Below are 19,985 nucleotides of genomic sequence, written 5' to 3'. Positions count from 1 at the left end.
AACCATTGACGCACAATTGCTGTTACACTAAGCGATTGTGCGTCAATTCTCTTTTGCACAATCGCTGAAAAAAAGGTAAAATTGAAAGAAGTACACAAAGGAAGGCAGATAAAAATGGCCATGAATAAAAAAGTAAATCACCAAAAGACCAGTACCATAAAAGAAAGTGTCAAAGCGTCATTTGAACAACTGCAAAAAGAACTCAATGTTTCATTTAATAAACCTGCCTTATTGCATCAAGCTTTTACCCATTCATCCTATGTGAATGAGCATCGAAGAAAACAATTTACCGACAACGAACGTTTGGAATTTCTAGGAGATGCGGTATTGGAATTATCCGTTTCGCATTATCTGTATACGAAATACCCACAAATGAGCGAAGGCCAGTTGACAAAGTTGCGTGCAGCAATCGTTTGTGAACCTTCTCTGGTTTTATTTGCCAATGAACTAAAGTTCGGTAAATATATCCTTTTAGGTAAAGGGGAAGAGTTAACAGGTGGAAGAACACGTCCAGCTTTATTGGCAGATGTTTTCGAATCGTATATTGGCGCTCTTTACCTAGACCAAGGATTAGATCCTGTTGTCGCATTTTTGGAAACGGTATTATTTCCAAAAGTGGAAATCGGTGCTTTTTCGCATGTGATGGATTATAAGAGCCAATTACAAGAATTGGTTCAACAAAAAAATACCGGAGCATTGAATTACGAAATTATTGATGAAATCGGACCAGCGCATAGCCGTGTATTTGTGACTCGTGTATCGCTTGCGGATAAGGAACTTGGCGTCGGTAATGGTCGATCGAAAAAAGAAGCGGAACAGCAGGCAGCTCAGCTGGCAATCCGTAAATTGCAAGAATTGGCGGAGGAGTAGTCGTAATGTTTTTGAAGAGATTGGAAATCATGGGGTTCAAATCATTTGCTGATCGTATCGGCATCGACTTTGTACCCGGAGTAACCGCCGTTGTCGGACCAAATGGTAGCGGCAAAAGCAATGTTACCGATGCCATCCGTTGGGTGCTCGGAGAACAATCAGCAAAATCACTACGCGGTGCAAAAATGGAGGACGTTATTTTTGCGGGCAGTGATTCAAGAAAACCGTTAAATTTTGCAGAAGTTACGTTGATTTTAGATAATACGGACGGGCGTGTCCCTCTCGATTACAGCGAAGTTAGCGTAACGAGAAGGGTTTTTCGCAGTGGTGAAAGTGCCTATTTGCTGAATAAGCAAAATTGTCGATTGAAAGATATTACAGACTTGTTTATGGATTCTGGATTGGGTAAAGAAGCCTTTTCCATTATTTCGCAGGGACGAGTAGATGAAATTCTGAATTCAAAAGCAGAAGAACGTCGATCTATATTTGAAGAAGCTGCAGGTGTGTTGAAATACAAGCAGCGGAAGAAAAAAGCTGAAATGAAACTAAATGAAACCGATGAAAACCTTAATCGTGTATTGGATATTTTACATGAATTGGATGGTCGTATGGAGCCGCTTCAAATTCAAGCCTCCACTGCACGCGATTTTTTGGATATGAACGAACAGTTAAAAGATGCCGATATCGCCTTGTTGGCTCATGATGCCAGCAACTTGGAGCAGGAACTCAATCAACTAGCGCAAGAAGCAGCAGTTCACTTAGAAAAAGAGCAGCAAATAGCTGCAGAAATTACGACGAAAGAGCGTGCAGTCGCTGAAATTCGTCAAGCGCTCGCAGAGTTGGATCGCAAAATAGATCAAGCGCAAAATGCTTTAGTTGAAGCGAGTGCCGAAACGGAGAAATGGCAAGGACGCAAACTGTTGATGTCCGAGAAAAAAAGCAATGCTCATCGCCAAGCGCAGCAATTACAAAGTAATTTAGATGCGGAAAAACTAGAAAATATTTTGCTTCAGAAAAAACACAATGAGCAGTTGGTGTTATTAGAAGAACGCAAAATACAGCGTCAAAAAATACGGACGACGATTAAACAACTCGAAGAGCAGTTGAACCGAACTCCGGCCGATATCGACAACGAAATTGAAAATTGCAAGTCGGTCTATATCGATTTGATGAACGAGCAGGCAACAGTCAAAAACGAACTTAAAAATATTGGTTTGCAAGAACAACAACTGTCAGAATCAACCGGACGAATTACTTCGCAACGGGCTGACTTTGAGTTGGAACTATCGAAATTGAAAAGCCAAAAAACGCATGCAGAAAAAAATGTTGCAGACATTCGTACCTTGTTAGAAGACAAGCGTCAGCAATATAAAAACGCGGAAGCTTCTTATCAACTGCAAAAGCAATCATTTGATCAAAAGCAAGCGATGCTGTTTCAAGCCTATCAGTCTGAAAAACAGCTTGCGGCTCGCGTTGGTACTTTACAGGAACTTGAAGCCGATTTCTCAGGGTTTTTTCAAGGTGTCCGTGAAGTATTAATGGCACGTGAAAAAGGCCAGCTAGCAGGCATTAGAGGAGCAGTTGCTGAAATTGCGCAAGTAGAGAAAACTTATGCTAAGGCCATTGAAACGGCATTAGGTGCTTCAAGTCAGCACATTGTTACAGAAAACGAGCAGCATGCTAGAGAAGCCATTGATTTTCTTCGTAAAAAGAGGGCGGGACGTTCTACTTTCTTACCAATGACTGTCATGAAATCGCGAAAGATCCCAGAACATACATTGGCTACTGTGCGGGAGCACCCAGCCTATGTGAATATGGCATGCGAATTAATCGATTACGATGCACAGTATGCGATGATTATCGAAAATTTAGTAGGCAATGTCATTATCGCTGAAGACTTGAAAGGCGCGACAGCGATTGCTAAAGCAACCGGCAATCGCTTCCGTGTCGTAACCTTAGATGGCGATATCGTGAACGCCGGTGGATCGATGACAGGCGGTGCTAACAAAACCCAAGCTTCATTCTTCACGCGAAAAGCTGAACTTGAGCAATTGCTTGTGCAATCAGCAGAGTTAAAAGAGACCATCATAAACGCTGAAAAAACAGTAATCAAAGAACAGGCAGAAGTGAAAGTGGCAGAGGAATCCATTCAAGCCTTGAAAAATGAAGGGGAGAAATACCGGGATTCAGAAGCGGAAAGTTCGACCATTCTTCGTGAAATTGAAGCTGTTTTAAAGACAACGTTAGAGCGTTTCCATCTTTTTGAAGCAGAACAAAAAAACAAAGAATATGATTTGACAGCCATTACTGGACGAAAAGAAGTAGCATCTATACGCCGTGAGAGCATCGTAAAAGAATTGGCTGCTATTACCGTGGAAATTGACGAACTCACGCTGTTTAAGCAGCAAAACCAATCAGCACGTGATCAAGTTTTGGAGAAATTAGCAGAACAAAAGTCGTTAGATGCTGTAACAAAAGAACGTCTCAATCAATTAACAGTGAGTGAAGCGGAGCTTTTTGAGCGACTCGAGAAAAGCAATTACAAACTGCAAGAAAATCAAAAAGAGTTGCAATGGATTCAGTCAGAAGAAGCAGTAAAAGTGTATTCAGACAAGGAAATTCTGCAAGAAATTGAGACCTGGTCAAAGAAAAAAATGCACATGTTGCAAACGGTTGAGCAGACAAAAAAACAACGCTTAGGACAGCAAGATACCTTAACTGGTTTGGAAGAAGATTTAAAAGAACACCAACGTATTTATAAAGGCTATGTGGAAGCGATTCGAATTTATGAAGTCAAATCAACACGGTTAGAAGTTCAAATTCAAAGTTTTATTACCCAGCTTGACACCAATTATCAGCTGACACTAGAGCAAGCAAAACAGTTTGAAATGATTGATGAAGAAGTCGTTGTTCGTAGAAAAGTTAAATTGCTGAAACAATCTATTGAAGAATTGGGGCCTGTCCATATTGGTGCAATCGAAGAATTTGAACATGTCTCTGACCGCCATACCTTTTTAACAGAGCAACGTAACGATTTAAACGAAGCGAAAGAAACATTGCGAACATTAATTCGAGAAATGGACGGAGAAATGACTAGTCGTTTTGACGATACTTTTCATGCCATTCGCAAGCAGTTCCAACGGGTCTTTAAAGAGTTGTTTGGTGGGGGCTCTGCTGACTTAGTATTGACAGATCCGCAAGATATGTTGAGAACAGGTGTAGAGATTATTGCCCAGCCACCTGGTAAAAAGTTGCAAAATTTGAGTTTGCTATCTGGTGGAGAGCGTGCACTTACAGCGATCGCTTTATTATTTGCGATTTTGAATGTGCGTCCTGTACCCTTCTGTGTGCTTGATGAAGTCGAGGCGGCGCTTGATGAATCGAATGTCGTGCGTTACAGTCAATACCTGAAGAAATTCAGCGAAGATACGCAGTTTATCGTCATTACACATCGTAAAGGGACAATGGAAGGTGCCGACGTTTTATATGGCATCACCATGCAAGAATCTGGGATATCGAAACTGGTTTCGGTCAGGCTCGAAGAAAAAACCTGAAAAAGGAGTGGATACACATGAGTTTCTTCAAAAAACTAAAAGATAAATTTGCTGGCAATACCGAAGCTGAAGAATCAACTGAAAAATACAAAGAAGGATTAGCCAAAACTCGTATTGGTTTTACATCAAAAATCAATGATTTGGTAGCGAAATACCGAAAAGTCGATGAAGACTTTTTTGAGGAACTAGAAGAAATTTTGTTGCAAGCGGATGTCGGTTTCGAAACGGTTATTGAGTTAATGGACGACTTGCGTTTTGAAGTGCAACGGAAAAACGTAAAAGATACGTCAAATGTCCAATCCGTTATTTCGGAAAAACTGGTGGAAATCTATGAAGCTGGTGAAGCAGAAATCAATGAAATCAATTTTGTTGAAGGATTGACGGTCATTTTGATGGTTGGAGTTAACGGTGTTGGCAAAACTACCACTATCGGAAAACTCGCTCATCGTTTCAAAAATGAAGGCAAGACCGTTATGCTTGCGGCAGGTGATACATTCCGTGCCGGTGCAATCGAGCAATTGGATGTCTGGGGCAAGCGAGTTGGCGTAGATGTGATTAAACAAAGTGAAGGGTCAGACCCAGCAGCGGTTATGTATGACGCTGTACGTTCCGCTAAATCCCGCGGAGTGGACGTACTTATTTGCGATACGGCAGGACGTCTGCAAAACAAGGTCAATTTGATGAACGAACTGCAAAAAGTTCATCGTGTTATTTCTCGTGAAATTCCCGGTGCGCCTCATGAAGTATTACTGGCACTTGATGCTACGACCGGTCAAAATGCTATGCTCCAGGCGCAGACATTCAAAGAAGTTACCGATGTTACAGGCATTGTGCTAACAAAACTAGATGGGACAGCAAAAGGCGGAATTGTCTTGGCGATTCGCAATAAATTAAAAATTCCTGTGAAATTTGTAGGACTTGGTGAAAAACTAGATGACCTGCAACCTTTCGACGCGCAAAAATACGTTTACGGCTTGTTTGCTGAAGAATTGGATAAAGAGCAAGAATTGGAAGATGCAAAAGCAGACAAGTAAAATTACTTGACAGCTTTGTCGATTTTCAGTATTCTAAGCAATAGAATGAATGGGGTGAGCGTCAATGATGGGACTAGAAAAAACAACACGTATGAACTATTTGTTTGATTTCTATCAGGAGTTACTGACGCCAAAACAGCGTAGCTATATGATGCTGTATTATTTAGACGACCATTCACTGGGCGAAATTGCCGAAGAATACCATATCACCCGTCAGGCAGTTTACGATAACATTCGCCGGACAGAAGCAATGCTAGAAGAATATGAACGCAAGTTGCAGCTATTTGAAAAGTTTCAGAAACGGCAGCAACTGGTTTCGTCATTTGAAAAACAGCCATTCACAGAAGAGCGCGTTCAGCAGTTTTTGGGCGAACTAAAGGAATGGGATTAGGAGGCGGAAAGAATGGCATTTGAAGGTTTATCCGAACGCCTGCAAGGGACGATGACTAAGATAAAAGGTAAAGGTAAAGTCAACGAAGCAGACGTTAAGGAAATGATGCGTGAAGTTCGTTTCGCCTTGATCGAAGCGGATGTCAACTTAAAAGTAGTGAAAGAATTCGTCAAGAAAATCAGTGAACGAGCGATTGGACAAGATGTCATGGACAGCCTAACACCAGGACAACAAGTCGTTAAAATCGTTAAAGATGAACTGACAGAATTGATGGGTGGCGAAGAGCGGAAAATCGAGTTTTCCACAAAACAACCGACGGTCATTATGATGGTTGGTTTGCAAGGTGCCGGTAAAACGACAACCACGGGAAAACTTGCTAATTTGTTGCGCAGAAAACACAATCGTAAACCGCTACTCGTAGCGGCCGATGTTTATCGTCCGGCCGCAATTCAGCAGTTAGAGACGATTGGTAAGCAGTTATCGCTTCCGGTTTTTTCTAAAGGGACAGACATGTCTCCTGTGGAAATTGCGCGTCAGGCAATTGAACATGCGAAGGCAGAGCATTTGGATACGGTCATTATTGATACAGCAGGGCGTTTGCATGTCGATGAGGCGTTGATGCAGGAATTGAAAGATATTCGTGCGCTTAAAGAGCCAGATGAAATTTTCTTGGTCGTCGATTCTATGACAGGGCAAGATGCTGTCAACGTGGCTCAAAATTTTGATGCAGCCATTGGCATCACTGGCGTCGTTTTAACGAAGCTTGATGGTGATACACGAGGCGGTGCGGCATTATCCATTCGTTCTGTCACTCAAAAACCGATTAAATTTGTCGGGATGGGTGAAAAAATGGATGCGCTTGAAGCTTTCCACCCCGAACGTATGGCGTCACGAATACTTGGCATGGGCGATATGCTGTCGCTCATTGAAAAGGCGCAGTCAAATGTCGATGAAGTAAAAGCAAAAGAGTTAGAAGAAAAGTTCAGAACTTCTACTTTTACTTTTGATGATTTTCTTGAACAAATGACACAAGTCAAACAAATGGGACCATTGGATGAGATACTGAAAATGTTGCCAGGTGCCAATAAAATCAAAGGGTTAGAAAACGCAAAAGTCGATGAAGGCCAAATGGATCGCGTAGAAGCGATTATCTATTCGATGACCAAAAAAGAGAAAACCACTCCCGAAATCATTAATGCCAATCGAAAAAAACGAATTGCTAAAGGGTCGGGGACCAATATTCAAGATGTCAACAGACTGCTAAAACAGTTTGAAGACATGAAGAAAATGATGAAGCAAATGTCTGGTATGAACACGAAAAAAGGAAGAAAAAAAATGGGAATGCCGGGCCTAGACTCACTTTTTAAGTAAAGATTTCAAGGTGTTAAGAAAAAATACTTTACAAACTATTTAAAGCTTGCTAATATAATATCTTGTGTGAAACTATTCGGAGGTGCTTTAAGAAATGGCAGTAAAAATTCGCTTGAAACGTATGGGAGCTAAAAAATCTCCTTTTTACCGTATTGTAGTAGCTGACTCACGTGCTCCACGTGACGGCCGTCAAATCCAGACAGTAGGTACTTACAACCCACTGACAGTTCCAGCTGAAGTTAAGATCGACGAAGAGCAAGTATTGAAATGGCTTCATGATGGTGCAAAACCATCTGATACTGTACGTAACTTGTTTTCTCAAAAAGGCATTATGGAGAAATTCCATAACGAAAAACTAAACAAATAAGGGAGAGTTTTTTATGAGGCAGCTGATTGAGAGCATTGTCAAACCGTTAGTTGATTATCCGGAAGAAGTTCGCGTCGTTACTGACGAAAACGCAAGCCGAATTGTCTACAAGCTTTCTGTGCATCCAGAGGATACAGGGAAAGTGATCGGGAAGCAGGGGCGTGTAGCGAAAGCTGTTCGTTCAATTGTGTACTCAGCAGCAGGTGGTTATCATAAGAAAAAAACGTATCTCGATATTGTTGATTAAGAAGAAGGAGCCCAGGTTCCTTCTTTTTTTTTCAGAAAAATAAAAGTGAAAGGATGTTTGCTTATGCAATGGTTTAATGTAGGAAAGATTGTCAATACACACGGAATTCGTGGCGAAGTACGTGTTTTATCGCGTACGGATTTTCCAGAAGAACGCTTTGCAGTTGGGACGAAGCTCGGGCTTTTCATGCCGGATGCAAAAAAACCAATCATGGTAAAAATCGCCAGTCAGCGCCGACATAAAAACTTCGAGTTACTAACTTTTGAGGGTTATCCATATATCAATGACGTAGAGCCGTTTAAAGAATCTTATTTGCGAATTTCTGAACATGATTTGACTGAACTAGAAGATAATGCGTATTACCATCATGAAATTTTGGGGTGCACAGTGTTTTCAACCGAAGGGCAAGAACTCGGAAAGATCAGTGAAATTTTGGAAACGGGTGCCAATGACGTTTGGGAAGTTACACCTGAGTCGGGGAAGAAGCATTATATTCCTTATACTGAAGAAATCGTCCAAGAAATTGATATTGACCAAAAGAAAGTCGTGATCGAAGTAATAGAAGGGTTATTGTCTTGATGAACATAAATGTTCTATCGTTATTTCCGCCGATGTTTGAAGGGGTCTTTCAACATTCAATTATGAAAAAAGCGCAGGATAAAAATGCAGTTAGGTTAAACGTTGTGGACATTCGTGAATTTGCCGATAACAAACGCCAAGTTGATGATTACCCATTTGGTGGCGGAGCAGGAATGGTTCTAAAACCAGAACCGATTTTCAATGCGGTTGAAAGTCTCACGCCAAACAGCAAACCACGCGTTATTTTAATGTGTCCACAAGGTGAGCGCTTTACGCAGCAAAAAGCTGAAGAGTTAGCAAACGAACAGGAACTAGTATTTATTTGCGGACATTACGAAGGCTATGATGAACGAATTCGGGAACATTTGGTCACAGATGAAATTTCAATTGGAGACTTTGTGCTAACCGGAGGAGAACTTGCAGCCATGACGGTCATTGATAGTGTCGTTAGACTGCTTCCTGGGGTGCTAGGTAACGCCGATTCGCCAATTCGCGACTCATTCTCTACAGGACTTCTAGAGCACCCGCAATACACCCGTCCTGCCGATTTCAGAGGTTGGAAAGTACCAGATGTCTTAACTTCCGGTAATCACGGTAAAGTTGATCAATGGCGCGAAGAACAAACCTTAAAACGGACGCTTGAAAGACGACCAGATCTGCTCGAACACATCAGGTTGGATGACAAACAGAAAAAAATAATCGCCCAATTAAAGAAATGAAAATAGAGTGCAGCTTGCTCTTGCGCTGTCAGGTTATCAGTGGTATTATGGACACTGTACTTTTATGTGAAGTACAGGATCACGATGTTCCGCTGCAACAGCTGATTTGGTGTAAGAACATCTGTAGAAGGAGAGAAAAATAATGCAAAACATTATTACAGAAATCACTAAAGAACAAATTCGTACGGATCTTCCAACGTTCCGTCCTGGAGACACTGTTCGCGTCCACGTTAAAGTTGTTGAGGGTACACGCGAACGTATTCAGGTATACGAAGGAGTCGTAATTGGCCGTCGCGGAGGCGGAATCAGTGAGTCATTCACTGTTCGCAAAATCTCTTACGGTGTTGGTGTTGAGCGTACATTCCCTGTACACACACCAAAAATTGCACAACTTGAAGTTACCCGTCGTGGTAAAGTCCGTCGTGCTAAATTGTATTACTTGCGTGACCTACGCGGTAAAGCAGCTCGTATCAAAGAAATTCGATAAGCTTGTATTAATGAAAGAGGGCGCTTGCGCCCTCTTTCTTTTTGCTAAAAAGTTTAATTCCTTGTACAATTAAAACAGTAAGTTTGGGGAGGAACGCGCATGGAGACTGAAGTGAAGAAGAAAAATGAAATGTGGGAATGGTCCAAAGCTCTGTTGATCGCCTTCGGTTTGGCAGCAATTATCCGTTTCTTTTTATTCACACCGATTGTAGTAGATGGAGAGTCAATGATGCCGACTTTAGAGCACGGAGATCGCATGATTGTCAACAAGATTGGTTATTCAGTTGGGGAACCTGACCGTTTCGATATTATCGTTTTTCATGCCCCTGAACAAAAAGATTATATTAAGCGTATAATCGGTTTGCCAGGTGATCACATTGCCTATGAAGATGACCAATTATATATAAATGGAGAAGCAGTAGAAGAACCTTATCTAGACATTTATAAGCAAGGAATTACCGGTACACTGACAGAAGATTTTGTCTTAGAAGATGTTACCGAAGGACAAAGTACCATACCTGAAGGATCTATCTTTGTGATGGGGGATAATCGCCGTGCAAGCAAAGATAGCCGCCATATTGGATTGGTCTCGACCGATGAAGTGATCGGGGACACAAATTTTGTTTTCTGGCCATTGGCTGAAGCGGGAATTGTAAAATAAGGAGTGGTTTTATGACGATACAATGGTTTCCTGGACACATGGCGAAAGCGCGAAGACAAGTTACTGAAAAACTAAAGTTAGTGGATATTATTTTCGAACTTGTGGATGCCAGATTGCCTTTATCTTCACGAAATCCAATGATCGATCAAGTGATTCAGCAAAAACCACGTCTTATTATCTTAAACAAAATGGACATGGCCGATGAAGTTGAAACGAAAAAATGGATTCGTTATTTCGAAGATCAAGGTACTCGTGCAGTTGCCATCAATTCACTTGAAGGCAGAGGGTTGCAATTAGTTACGAAAGCATCAAAAGAAATACTTGAAGAAAAATGGGATCGGATGATTTCAAAAGGTATTAAGCCTCGTGCCATTCGAGCGATGATTGTTGGAATTCCAAATGTCGGTAAATCGACACTCATCAACCGTTTATCGAAAAAAAGCTTAGCGAAAACTGGAAATATGCCAGGTGTTACGAAAGCTCAGCAGTGGATTAAAGTCGGGAAAGAAATTGAACTATTGGATACACCGGGTATTTTATGGCCGAAGTTTGAAGATCCTGAGACTGGATTGAAACTGGCCGTTACGGGAGCAATCAAAGATTCAGTTATTCAAATGCAGGAACTGGCTATTTATTCTCTGAAATTTCTAGCAGAACGCTATCCAGAACGCATGATGGAGCGTTATGGAATTGACCATGTGGATGAAGAAATCGTCAATACCTTTGATCATATCGGAAAAAAGCGTCGTTGTTTAGATCAGCATGGCGAAATCGACTATGAAACAACCGCTGAAATAATTGTTCGCGATATTCGGAACCAGCATTTGGGCAAAGTGACGTTCGATTATAGAGATGAAATGATTGAAGAAGAGTGAGGGTTTCCTCTATTCGATTACCGGCTGTTCCTCGATTTTGAGGAACAGCTTTTTTGATAAGTGACACAAGCGTTGCGGCTTTAACCGTAGCATTGGAATTGAAAAAAGCGATGGTGTAGTGAAACAGCACGAATAATTCAGAAAAAATTAAATGGTGAGAGAAGTTGAATCGATGCAAACAACTACGGAAATAAAAGAAAAATTGAATGGCATAACGGAATGGCAACCGTGGATGGAGGAGCTTGAAAAGGACACGCGTAAAAGTGTTCAAACTTTATTAGCATCTTGGCTACGCAAGCAAATGCATCGGAAAAAATTGTTGGAAAATCATAATTCTAAATTAGTGTTCGACGATGTATTCAGAAAAGCCAAAGCTGATTTAGTAGCAGGAATTGATGAAGCCGGAAGAGGTCCACTAGCTGGTCCTGTGGTAACAGCTGCCGTCATTTTGCCTGAGGACTGCTCGAGCCTTGTGGGTTTAGATGATTCTAAGCAGTTGAGTAAAGTTAAGCGCGATCAGTTTGCAGAAATTATTAAAACGATTGCCATTAGCTATTCGGTTCATGTCCAGTCCCCTGAAGAAATTGATCGGCTTAATATTTATCAGGCAACAAAAAGCTCGATGACCCAAGCAGCACTGGCGCTCTCCCCTTCTCCTCATATCGTACTGGCTGATGCGATGATGCTCAAACTGCCAATGCCTTGTGAATCCATCATCAAAGGTGATGCTAAGAGCTTAAGCATTGCAGCAGCTTCTATTTTAGCGAAAACAGGAAGAGATGCCCTTATGGCGGAATACGCTCTTCAATATCCACAGTACGGATTTGAAAAACATTCCGGTTATGGCACGAAAGATCATATTACAGCGCTTGAAAAATATGGTCCATGTAAAATCCACCGATCAACATTCGAACCGATAAAATCTCTTTTGACAAAAAATTCACTGGTTTAAATAGATGAAGTTTTGTCGGAATAACGAACAACGGTGGACTTTTTGTGACAACTTTAATACAATGGTAAAGGCAATAAAATTACGATAAAGATGTTTGATTGGAGGATGACAGATGAATATCCATGAATATCAAGGAAAAGAACTCCTCAGACAATACGGCGTAGCAGTTTCTTACGGCACTGTTGCTTTTTCTCCGGAAGAAGCAGTAAAAGCGGCGAAAGAACTGAGTACGGATGTTGTCGTGGTTAAAGCGCAAATCCACGCAGGTGGACGAGGCAAAGCTGGCGGTGTTAAAATCGCTAAAAATCTGGATGAAGTCCGTACATATGCAAAAGAACTTTTAGGTAAAGTTCTTGTGACTCATCAGACAGGTCCAGAAGGCAAAGAAATTAAACGCCTGTTGATCGAAGAAGGATCTGACATTAAGAAGGAGTATTACATCGGATTGGTGCTTGACCGCCAAACTGCTCGTGTTACTCTTATGGGCTCTGAAGAGGGCGGAGTTGATATCGAAGAAGTTTCTGAAAACACTCCTGAAAAAATCTTTAAAGAAATTATCGATCCAGTAATCGGTTTGACTGGTTTCCAGGCACGCCGCATGGCTTTCAACATGAATATTCCGCCAAAGCTTGTAAACAAAGCAGCGAAATTCATGCTTGGTCTATACACTGTATTTATCGAAAAAGATGCATCTATCGTTGAAATTAACCCGTTAGTTGAAACTGGCGACGGCAATATTTTAGCGCTTGATGCGAAATTTGATTTCGATGAAAACGCTCTTTACCGCCACAAAGACATTGTGGAACTTCGCGATTTCGACGAAGAAGATGCAAAAGAAATCGAAGCCTCTAAGTATGACTTAAGCTACATTTCTTTAGATGGGAACATCGGCTGTATGGTTAACGGCGCCGGACTTGCTATGGCAACAATGGACACGATCAACTATTACGGCGGAACACCCGCTAACTTCCTTGACGTTGGGGGCGGTGCGACCGCTGAAAAAGTAACGGAAGCTTTCAAAATCATTCTTTCAGATAAGAATGTAAAAGGAATTTTCGTTAACATTTTTGGCGGTATCATGAAGTGTGACATCATTGCAGAAGGCGTTATTCAAGCTGCCAAAGAAGTAAGCCTTGAAGTGCCATTAGTAGTCCGTCTTGAAGGAACAAACGTAGAAATCGGTAAAAAACTGCTGAATGAATCAGGTCTTAATATCGTAGCTGCTGGAACAATGGCAGACGGCGCTAAACAGATCGTAGAACTTGTAGGCTAAAGAAGGGCAGGGACAAAAATGAGTGTATACATTAACAAAGACACAAAAGTGCTTGTACAAGGAATTACAGGGTCAACTGCCCTTTTCCATACAAAGCAAATGCTTGAATACGGAACGAAAATCGTTGCGGGTGTAACACCAGGTAAAGGCGGAACTGAAGCTGAAGGCGTACCTGTCTTCAATACTGTTGAAGAAGCAGTAAAAGCTACAGGCGCTAACGTATCTGTAATTTACGTACCGGCACCTTTCGCAGCAGACGCAATTCTTGAGGCTGTTGAAGCTGAGCTTGACATGGCAATTTGTATCACTGAGCACATTCCTGTATTGGATATGGTGAAAGTGAACCGTTACATGGAAGGCAAGAAAACACGTCTTGTTGGACCAAACTGCCCGGGCGTTATTACTCCGGACGAATGTAAAATCGGCATCATGCCTGGATACATTCACAAAAAAGGACATGTTGGCGTTGTTTCACGTTCAGGTACATTGACGTATGAAGCGACTCACCAATTGTCTGAAGAGGGAATTGGCCAATCGACAGCTGTCGGTATCGGTGGAGACCCTGTAAACGGTACAAACTTTATCGATGTGTTGAAAGAATTCAACGAAGATGAAGATACGTACGCAGTTGTTATGATCGGTGAAATCGGCGGAACAGCTGAAGAAGAAGCTGCTGAGTGGGTTAAAGCGAACATGACAAAACCTGTTGTCGGATTTATCGGCGGACAAACTGCACCTGAAGGAAAACGTATGGGCCATGCCGGTGCGATTATTTCTGGCGGTAAAGGAACAGCTGCTGATAAAATCAAAGCAATGAACGAAGCTGGAATCGAAGTTGCAGACACTCCATCCGTAATTGGAGAAACGTTGATTAAAGTGATTAAAGAAAAAGGTTTATACGACAAGTGTAAAACTCATTGATCTATAAGGAAGGCTCAAAATGCTGTGTTATCAGTATTTTGAGCCTTTTTTTGCATTGTGAAAATCCGGTGAAAGCAAACTGGCAATAACTGGATTAATTATAGAATTCCTGATTTTATCAAAACCGATACAGTACTGACTGTTTTATCTTAGCTTTTGATAATCCATTAAAAGGATTCTGTCCGAACGGTCATATGGTTAGTAAAAAACTTTACTATTCATTTTCCTTTATTTACAGCAAGTGTAAAACCTATTAATATGGACTATAAGTGCATGCGAAGATATGCATTTTTACCTTAAAAAAGAACAGGAGGAATAACATGAACAAAGAATTTACAGAACGGTTACTAGCGCTGCATTACGTATATCCAAAAAGCTTGAACAAATTACTGCCACTACTGGCGGATGATCCAGATTTATCAGCACTTGAACAAAAATCACCAAATGAATTAATGTCACTACTGAACATTAAATTAGAACAAGCAATCAAACTAAAAGCCTCTTACAGACAATCCCTGACATATCCCTTACGTGAAGCCTACGACAAATATAAGATCCTCCCCATGTCTTATCAACATCCTTTCTATCCCGAAAGTTTATTTGAATTAATCGATCCACCGGCTGTAATTTATGCTAAGGGAGACCTCACTTTACTCGCAAATCCTCAAAAAATCGCCATTATTGGTTCTCGGAAAGCCACTTCTTATTCGCAAAAAGCGTTGCACACAATCATTCCCCCTCTTGTTGAGAACAACTTTATCATTGTAAGTGGATTAGCAAGAGGTGCGGATGCGATGGCCCATCAAAAAACGATTGACTTAGGTGGTCGAACGATTGCTGTTACAGGTAGTGGTTTTTTGCATCCTTACCCAAAAGAAAACAACGCATTAAACGATATAATAGAAGAAAAACAGTTGGTTTTGACTGAGTATCCCCCTTATATGAAACCCTTAAAATGGAATTTTCCGATGAGAAATCGCATCATTAGTGGATTGTCTAAAGGAATTGTTGTAACGGAAGCTCTAGTGAAAAGTGGTACTTTGAGTACAATTGAACATGCGCTAGATCACGGAAAAGATATTTTTGCAGTTCCTGGAGATATTGGTTCGCTATTATCTGAAGGACCGCATAAATTAATTTTAGAAGGCGCAAAACCCGTGTGGAATGGCTGGCAAGTACTCGAAGAATACCAACAAATGACAGCTGAAAAACAATGAAAAAAATGAAAAGCCTTGCATTAAGCTAAAATCTGTTATACATTTTGCAACAGGTAATTCTTTTAAGCATTTTGAGAAACCTCTATGAGGAGGAAATAGTTATGGCGGATTTTTTAGTGATTGTTGAGTCGCCTGCAAAGGCTAAGACGATCGAACGGTATTTGGGTAAGAAATATAAAGTCCGTGCTTCACTTGGACATTTACGCGATTTGCCCCGGAGTCAAATGGGTGTAGACGTGGAAAACAATTATGAACCTCGATATATTACGATAAGAGGTAAAGGACCAATCTTACAAGATCTTAAAAAAGAAGCGAAAAAAGCGAAAAAAGTCTTTCTCGCGGCTGACCCCGACAGAGAAGGAGAAGCAATTGCATGGCATTTGGCGACGGCACTCGGTATTGATCAAACTTCAGATTGCCGTGTCGTTTTTAATGAAATTACCAAAGATGCGATTAAGGAATCATTTAAGCATCCGCGTAAAATTGATATGGACTTAGTCGATGCGCAACAAGCACGACGGATATTAGATCGACTTGTCGGCTACAGCATCAGCCCATTACTTTGGAAAAAAGTAAAAAAAGGCTTATCAGCTGGACGCGTACAATCTGTCGCGTTGCGTTTAGTTATCGATCGAGAAAATGAAATCAAGAGCTTCGAACCAGAGGAATACTGGTCAATCACTGGACAGTTCGAAAAAGCGAAGAAAAACTTCGAAGCGCAATTTTATGGCAACACAAAAGAAAAAATGAAATTGCATAATGAGGCTGACGTTAAAGCGGTCATGTCTTCCATGTCAGGAAAAAACTTTACCGTAAATCGCGTAGTGAAAAAAGAAAGAAAAAGAAACCCTTCGCCTTCTTTTACAACTTCTTCACTTCAGCAAGAAGCTGCTCGTAAATTAAACTTCCGAGCTAAAAAGACCATGATGCTTGCACAACAGCTGTATGAAGGTATTTCAGTAGGGAAAGAAGGCATCACGGGTTTGATTACGTATATGAGAACGGACTCTACCCGAATCTCGGATACGGCAAAAAAAGACACAATGGACTTTATCGTCGAGAACTACGGCGAGGAATACGTAACACAAAAAGCGCCAGCTAAGCAGTCAGCAAAATCACAAGACGCCCATGAAGCGGTTCGACCGACAAGCGTGATGAGAACGCCAGAATCGATGAAGAGCATTTTATCACGTGATCTTTACCGTCTATATAAATTGATTTGGGATCGATTTGTAGCGAGCCAAATGTCATCGGCTGTTCTAGATACAGTTATGGCAGAGTTGCAAAACGGTGAAGCAGTGTTCCGTGCAAATGGTTCACAGGTTAAGTTTCCCGGTTTTATGAAGCTTTATATTGAAGGCACCGATGACCAAAAAGAAGAAAAAGATAATATACTGCCGGAAATGGCTGAAGGCGATATCGTGAAAGCGGTCGACGTTACACCAAATCAGCATTTTACGCAGCCACCTCCGCGTTTTACAGAGGCTCGCTTAGTACGAGCACTTGAAGAACTAGGGATTGGACGTCCATCAACTTATGCACCAACTTTGGATACCATTCAAAAACGCGGCTATGTTACATTAGACGCTAAACGCTTTATTCCAACGGAGTTAGGTGAAATTGTTCATCAGCTAGTGCTCGAGTTTTTCCCGGACATTTTAAATATCGAATTTACGGCTAAAATGGAGCATGATTTGGATACAGTGGAAGATGGCGAAATTGAATGGCGCACCATTATCGATGCTTTTTACCAGAAATTCGAAAAAAATGTCGAAGTGGCAGAAAATGAAATGGAAAAAGTACAGATTAAAGATGAACCAGCTGGTGAAGATTGCGAACTGTGTGGTTCGGCAATGGTTTATAAATTGGGACGTTATGGTAAGTTCATGGCTTGTAGCAATTTCCCTGAATGCCGAAATACAAAAGCCATCGTCAAGCATATTGGCGTGAAATGCCCAACATGTAAAGAAGGCGAAATTGTTGAAAGAAAAAGTAAGAAGCGCCGGATATTCTACGGCTGCGAACGTTATCCAGAATGTGAATTCGTATCATGGGATAAACCAATTGAACGCCCATGTCCGAAATGTAACGAGTTGCTGGTAGAGAAAAAAGTGAAAAAAGGCGTTCAAATCAATTGCACAAGCTGTGATTATAAAGAAGAAGTTCAATAATACTATAGAGGTGTTTGAAAATGACGAAATATGTAAACGTAATTGGGGCAGGATTAGCTGGTAGTGAAGCAGCGTGGCAAATCGCAAAACGCGGGATTAATGTCCGTTTATACGAAATGCGCCCTGTTAAACAGACAGCAGCCCATCATACAGACAAATTTGCCGAGTTGGTGTGCAGCAATTCACTACGTGCTAACTCTTTAACTAATGCAGTTGGAGTTATTAAAGAAGAAATGCGTAAACTGGATTCAGTGATTATCGAATCAGCAGACGGTGCGTCTGTACCGGCTGGAGGGGCACTTGCGGTGGATCGCCATGAATTTGCGGCGGCCGTTACTGACAAAGTAAAAAACCATCCGTTAGTAGAAGTAATCAACGAAGAAGTAACAGAGATTCCAGAAGGCATTACGATTATCGCGACAGGCCCATTAACATCTCCTGCGCTTGCTGAAAAAATACGTGGCTTGACTGGCGAAGAATATTTATACTTCTATGATGCAGCAGCGCCAATCGTTGAAAAAGACAGTATTGATATGGATAAGGTTTATTTGAAGTCCCGTTACGATAAAGGCGAAGCGGCTTACCTGAACTGTCCGATGACAGAAGAAGAATTTAAACGTTTCCACACCGCGCTTGTCGAAGCAGAAGTTGTGCCTCTGAAAGAATTTGAAAAAGAGATTTATTTTGAAGGCTGTATGCCTGTCGAAGTGATGGCGGCTAGAGGTGAAAAAACCTTAACGTTTGGTCCGATGAAACCAGTAGGACTAGAAGATCCGAAAACAGGCGAGCGTCCGTATGCGGTCGTTCAACTTCGTCAAGACGACGCTGCTGGAACACTTTACAATATTGTTGGATTCCAGACGCATTTAAAATGGGGACCTCAAAAAGAGGTATTGAAATTAATTCCCGGTTTAGAGAATGTGGAAATTGTGCGTTATGGTGTGATGCACCGTAACACGTTCATCAATTCACCACGCGTACTGAAACCGACGTATCAGCTGAAAGCAGATGCCAATATCTTCTTCGCAGGTCAAATGACTGGAGTCGAAGGGTATGTAGAATCTGCAGGAAGTGGGTTACTAGCAGGAATCAATGCAGCGAAATTAGCGTTGGGCGAAGAATTGCTAGTGTTCCCAGCGGACACAGCGTTAGGTAGCATGGCACGTTACATTACTGAAGCAGACAGCAAGAATTTTCAGCCGATGAATGTTAACTTTGGGTTATTCCCGGAGCTAGGTGAACGGATTCGTTCGAAACAAGAACGTGCTGAAAGACACGCAAACCGTGCACTCGAATCAATTCAAAATTATATGAATACAGTAACGGTTTAATTGATAAAAGCCTCTAAATGTTGTTATAATTTAGAGGCTTTTCTATTTGGTGAAAGGTGGAGCACATATGGAGAAAGAAAAGATGCTTGAATCCTTTATGACCTATATTCAATTAGAGAAAAATTATTCAGAACACACTGTCCACCATTATGAACATGATTTGGCGGATTTTTTTCTGTTTTTGAATGCTGAAGGCGTACCTAACATTAGAGAAGTTGAGTATATACATGCCCGAAACTATATGACAAAGCTATATGATGCCAAGTTGTCTAGAACGACGGTTTCTAGGAAAATTTCTGCGATTCGATCATTTTTCCGTTACGGCAATCGTGAGTTTGGACTAGATGAAGCTGCATTTAGATCTCTCTACCATCCAAAAAAAGAAGAACGTCTCCCACAATTTTTTTATGAAGAAGAGCTTGCGCAGCTTTTTAAGTCCGTTCTAGGTGAAGACAAATTATCAGTACGCAATACCGCGCTCTTAGAATTGTTGTACGCGACAGGAATGCGAGTCAGCGAGTGCGTCTCTATTCGCTTAGGTGATTTAGACCAAGCCATACAGATTGTCAAGGTGATGGGCAAAGGCAGAAAAGAACGTTACATTCCTTATGGGCAATTCGCACAAGACGCGTTGGAACATTATATGGAAGATGCGCGTCCTAAACTGATGAAGAATCAAAAACACGATTACTTATTTGTAAATAGCCGGGGAGAGGCAGTAACCGATCGTGGAGTTCGCCACATTTTGAGCGAGTGCATGAAAAAGGCTTCTGTCAATTCTTCAATCTATCCGCACATGATTCGCCACAGTTTTGCAACTCACTTAATAAACAACGGAGCCGACATTCGGACCGTCCAAGAACTGCTTGGGCATTCCCACTTGAGTTCTACACAAGTTTATACGCATGTGACGAAAGAACATTTGCGCAATACGTATTTAAATTCACACCCGCGAGCTTAGAGAGG

The 19,985-nt window shown here is 41.4% G+C and carries 19 protein-coding genes; all 19 read left to right on the top strand.

What is annotated here, in order from left to right; all coding sequences use genetic code 11:
- The first annotated feature begins 114 nt into the window (after positions 1 to 114).
- The 19 genes from rnc to xerC all read left to right on the top strand — a co-directional run bounded on the left by rnc (position 115) and on the right by xerC (position 19,980).
- Entirely contained in the window at positions 115 to 870 is a 756-nt protein-coding gene (gene rnc, locus AJGP001_RS11385) for a ribonuclease III (protein WP_078080563.1), read from the top strand.
- A 5-nt stretch (positions 871 to 875) separates the two neighbouring features.
- The gene (gene smc / locus AJGP001_RS11380; RefSeq protein ID WP_078080562.1) at positions 876 to 4,424 is read left to right on the top strand and encodes a chromosome segregation protein SMC; all 3,549 of its coding nucleotides are present in this window, start codon (positions 876 to 878) and stop codon (positions 4,422 to 4,424) included.
- 17 nt (positions 4,425 to 4,441) lie between these two features.
- A complete protein-coding gene (gene ftsY, locus AJGP001_RS11375) occupies positions 4,442 to 5,458 on the top strand; it encodes a signal recognition particle-docking protein FtsY (RefSeq protein WP_071153645.1) in 1,017 nt (338 codons plus the stop codon).
- Positions 5,459 to 5,525: 67 nt separating this feature from the next.
- Entirely contained in the window at positions 5,526 to 5,849 is a 324-nt protein-coding gene (locus AJGP001_RS11370; protein ID WP_058386872.1) for a putative DNA-binding protein, read from the top strand.
- 12 nt (positions 5,850 to 5,861) lie between these two features.
- The gene (gene ffh / locus AJGP001_RS11365; protein ID WP_058384927.1) at positions 5,862 to 7,220 is read left to right on the top strand and encodes a signal recognition particle protein; all 1,359 of its coding nucleotides are present in this window, start codon (positions 5,862 to 5,864) and stop codon (positions 7,218 to 7,220) included.
- 94 nt (positions 7,221 to 7,314) lie between these two features.
- Positions 7,315 to 7,587, top strand: a complete 273-nt coding sequence (gene rpsP, locus AJGP001_RS11360; protein ID WP_008497962.1) for a 30S ribosomal protein S16 — start codon at positions 7,315 to 7,317, stop codon at positions 7,585 to 7,587.
- A 13-nt stretch (positions 7,588 to 7,600) separates the two neighbouring features.
- Positions 7,601 to 7,834: a KH domain-containing protein gene (locus AJGP001_RS11355; protein WP_058384928.1), complete on the top strand. Its 234-nt coding sequence runs from the start codon at positions 7,601 to 7,603 to the stop codon at positions 7,832 to 7,834.
- Positions 7,835 to 7,897: 63 nt separating this feature from the next.
- Complete coding sequence (gene rimM / locus AJGP001_RS11350) at positions 7,898 to 8,413, top strand: ribosome maturation factor RimM (RefSeq protein ID WP_058384929.1); 516 nt, start codon at positions 7,898 to 7,900, stop codon at positions 8,411 to 8,413.
- Positions 8,413 to 9,132, top strand: coding sequence for a tRNA (guanosine(37)-N1)-methyltransferase TrmD (trmD, locus tag AJGP001_RS11345; RefSeq protein ID WP_071153651.1), 720 nt, complete (start codon positions 8,413 to 8,415; stop codon positions 9,130 to 9,132). Before rimM ends, trmD begins: the two co-directional genes overlap by 1 nt.
- A 142-nt stretch (positions 9,133 to 9,274) precedes the next feature.
- The gene (gene rplS / locus AJGP001_RS11340) at positions 9,275 to 9,619 is read left to right on the top strand and encodes a 50S ribosomal protein L19 (RefSeq protein WP_058384930.1); all 345 of its coding nucleotides are present in this window, start codon (positions 9,275 to 9,277) and stop codon (positions 9,617 to 9,619) included.
- Positions 9,620 to 9,718: 99 nt separating this feature from the next.
- On the top strand, positions 9,719 to 10,279 hold the full coding sequence (lepB, locus tag AJGP001_RS11335) for a signal peptidase I (RefSeq protein ID WP_058384931.1): 561 nt from the start codon (positions 9,719 to 9,721) through the stop codon (positions 10,277 to 10,279).
- A gap of 11 nt (positions 10,280 to 10,290) precedes the next feature.
- Positions 10,291 to 11,154 carry a ribosome biogenesis GTPase YlqF gene (ylqF, locus tag AJGP001_RS11330; RefSeq protein WP_058384932.1) on the top strand — a complete coding sequence of 288 codons (864 nt, stop codon included), beginning with the start codon at positions 10,291 to 10,293 and terminating at the stop codon, positions 11,152 to 11,154.
- Between the two features lie 172 nt (positions 11,155 to 11,326).
- On the top strand, positions 11,327 to 12,106 hold the full coding sequence (locus AJGP001_RS11325; RefSeq protein ID WP_071153646.1) for a ribonuclease HII: 780 nt from the start codon (positions 11,327 to 11,329) through the stop codon (positions 12,104 to 12,106).
- 112 nt (positions 12,107 to 12,218) lie between these two features.
- Positions 12,219 to 13,379, top strand: a complete 1,161-nt coding sequence (gene sucC / locus AJGP001_RS11320; RefSeq protein ID WP_058384934.1) for an ADP-forming succinate--CoA ligase subunit beta — start codon at positions 12,219 to 12,221, stop codon at positions 13,377 to 13,379.
- 18 nt (positions 13,380 to 13,397) lie between these two features.
- Positions 13,398 to 14,300 (top strand): succinate--CoA ligase subunit alpha, encoded by a 903-nt coding sequence (sucD, locus tag AJGP001_RS11315; RefSeq protein ID WP_008430844.1) that lies wholly within the window; start codon positions 13,398 to 13,400, stop codon positions 14,298 to 14,300.
- Positions 14,301 to 14,620: 320 nt separating this feature from the next.
- A complete protein-coding gene (dprA, locus tag AJGP001_RS11310) occupies positions 14,621 to 15,517 on the top strand; it encodes a DNA-processing protein DprA (RefSeq protein ID WP_071153647.1) in 897 nt (298 codons plus the stop codon).
- 101 nt (positions 15,518 to 15,618) lie between these two features.
- A complete protein-coding gene (topA, locus tag AJGP001_RS11305) occupies positions 15,619 to 17,688 on the top strand; it encodes a type I DNA topoisomerase (RefSeq protein WP_071153648.1) in 2,070 nt (689 codons plus the stop codon).
- A 20-nt stretch (positions 17,689 to 17,708) separates the two neighbouring features.
- Positions 17,709 to 19,019, top strand: a complete 1,311-nt coding sequence (gene trmFO, locus AJGP001_RS11300) for an FADH(2)-oxidizing methylenetetrahydrofolate--tRNA-(uracil(54)-C(5))-methyltransferase TrmFO (RefSeq protein WP_058384937.1) — start codon at positions 17,709 to 17,711, stop codon at positions 19,017 to 19,019.
- Positions 19,020 to 19,086: 67 nt separating this feature from the next.
- Positions 19,087 to 19,980, top strand: a complete 894-nt coding sequence (gene xerC / locus AJGP001_RS11295) for a tyrosine recombinase XerC (RefSeq protein WP_058384938.1) — start codon at positions 19,087 to 19,089, stop codon at positions 19,978 to 19,980.
- Positions 19,981 to 19,985: the final 5 nt, after the last annotated feature.

Origin of the sequence: Planococcus faecalis (assembly GCF_002009235.1) — a bacterium.
GTDB lineage: Bacteria > Bacillota > Bacilli > Bacillales_A > Planococcaceae > Planococcus > Planococcus kocurii.
This window is presented reverse-complemented; position numbering and strand designations above follow the sequence as displayed.

Bases quoted from the DNA above. Each gene is read 5' to 3' on its own strand.
- trmD (WP_071153651.1), top strand. From the start codon at position 8,413: ATGAACATAAATGTTCTATCGTTATTTCCGCCGATGTTTGAAGGGGTC.
- ftsY (WP_071153645.1), top strand. From the start codon at position 4,442: ATGAGTTTCTTCAAAAAACTAAAAGATAAATTTGCTGGCAATACCGAA.
- rplS (WP_058384930.1), top strand. From the start codon at position 9,275: ATGCAAAACATTATTACAGAAATCACTAAAGAACAAATTCGTACGGAT.
- trmFO (WP_058384937.1), top strand. From the start codon at position 17,709: ATGACGAAATATGTAAACGTAATTGGGGCAGGATTAGCTGGTAGTGAA.
- AJGP001_RS11370 (WP_058386872.1), top strand. From the start codon at position 5,526: ATGGGACTAGAAAAAACAACACGTATGAACTATTTGTTTGATTTCTAT.
- xerC (WP_058384938.1), top strand. From the start codon at position 19,087: ATGGAGAAAGAAAAGATGCTTGAATCCTTTATGACCTATATTCAATTA.
- smc (WP_078080562.1), top strand. From the start codon at position 876: ATGTTTTTGAAGAGATTGGAAATCATGGGGTTCAAATCATTTGCTGAT.
- sucD (WP_008430844.1), top strand. From the start codon at position 13,398: ATGAGTGTATACATTAACAAAGACACAAAAGTGCTTGTACAAGGAATT.
- rnc (WP_078080563.1), top strand. From the start codon at position 115: ATGGCCATGAATAAAAAAGTAAATCACCAAAAGACCAGTACCATAAAA.
- rpsP (WP_008497962.1), top strand. From the start codon at position 7,315: ATGGCAGTAAAAATTCGCTTGAAACGTATGGGAGCTAAAAAATCTCCT.
- lepB (WP_058384931.1), top strand. From the start codon at position 9,719: ATGGAGACTGAAGTGAAGAAGAAAAATGAAATGTGGGAATGGTCCAAA.
- ffh (WP_058384927.1), top strand. From the start codon at position 5,862: ATGGCATTTGAAGGTTTATCCGAACGCCTGCAAGGGACGATGACTAAG.
- rimM (WP_058384929.1), top strand. From the start codon at position 7,898: ATGCAATGGTTTAATGTAGGAAAGATTGTCAATACACACGGAATTCGT.
- topA (WP_071153648.1), top strand. From the start codon at position 15,619: ATGGCGGATTTTTTAGTGATTGTTGAGTCGCCTGCAAAGGCTAAGACG.
- sucC (WP_058384934.1), top strand. From the start codon at position 12,219: ATGAATATCCATGAATATCAAGGAAAAGAACTCCTCAGACAATACGGC.
- AJGP001_RS11325 (WP_071153646.1), top strand. From the start codon at position 11,327: ATGCAAACAACTACGGAAATAAAAGAAAAATTGAATGGCATAACGGAA.
- ylqF (WP_058384932.1), top strand. From the start codon at position 10,291: ATGACGATACAATGGTTTCCTGGACACATGGCGAAAGCGCGAAGACAA.
- AJGP001_RS11355 (WP_058384928.1), top strand. From the start codon at position 7,601: ATGAGGCAGCTGATTGAGAGCATTGTCAAACCGTTAGTTGATTATCCG.
- dprA (WP_071153647.1), top strand. From the start codon at position 14,621: ATGAACAAAGAATTTACAGAACGGTTACTAGCGCTGCATTACGTATAT.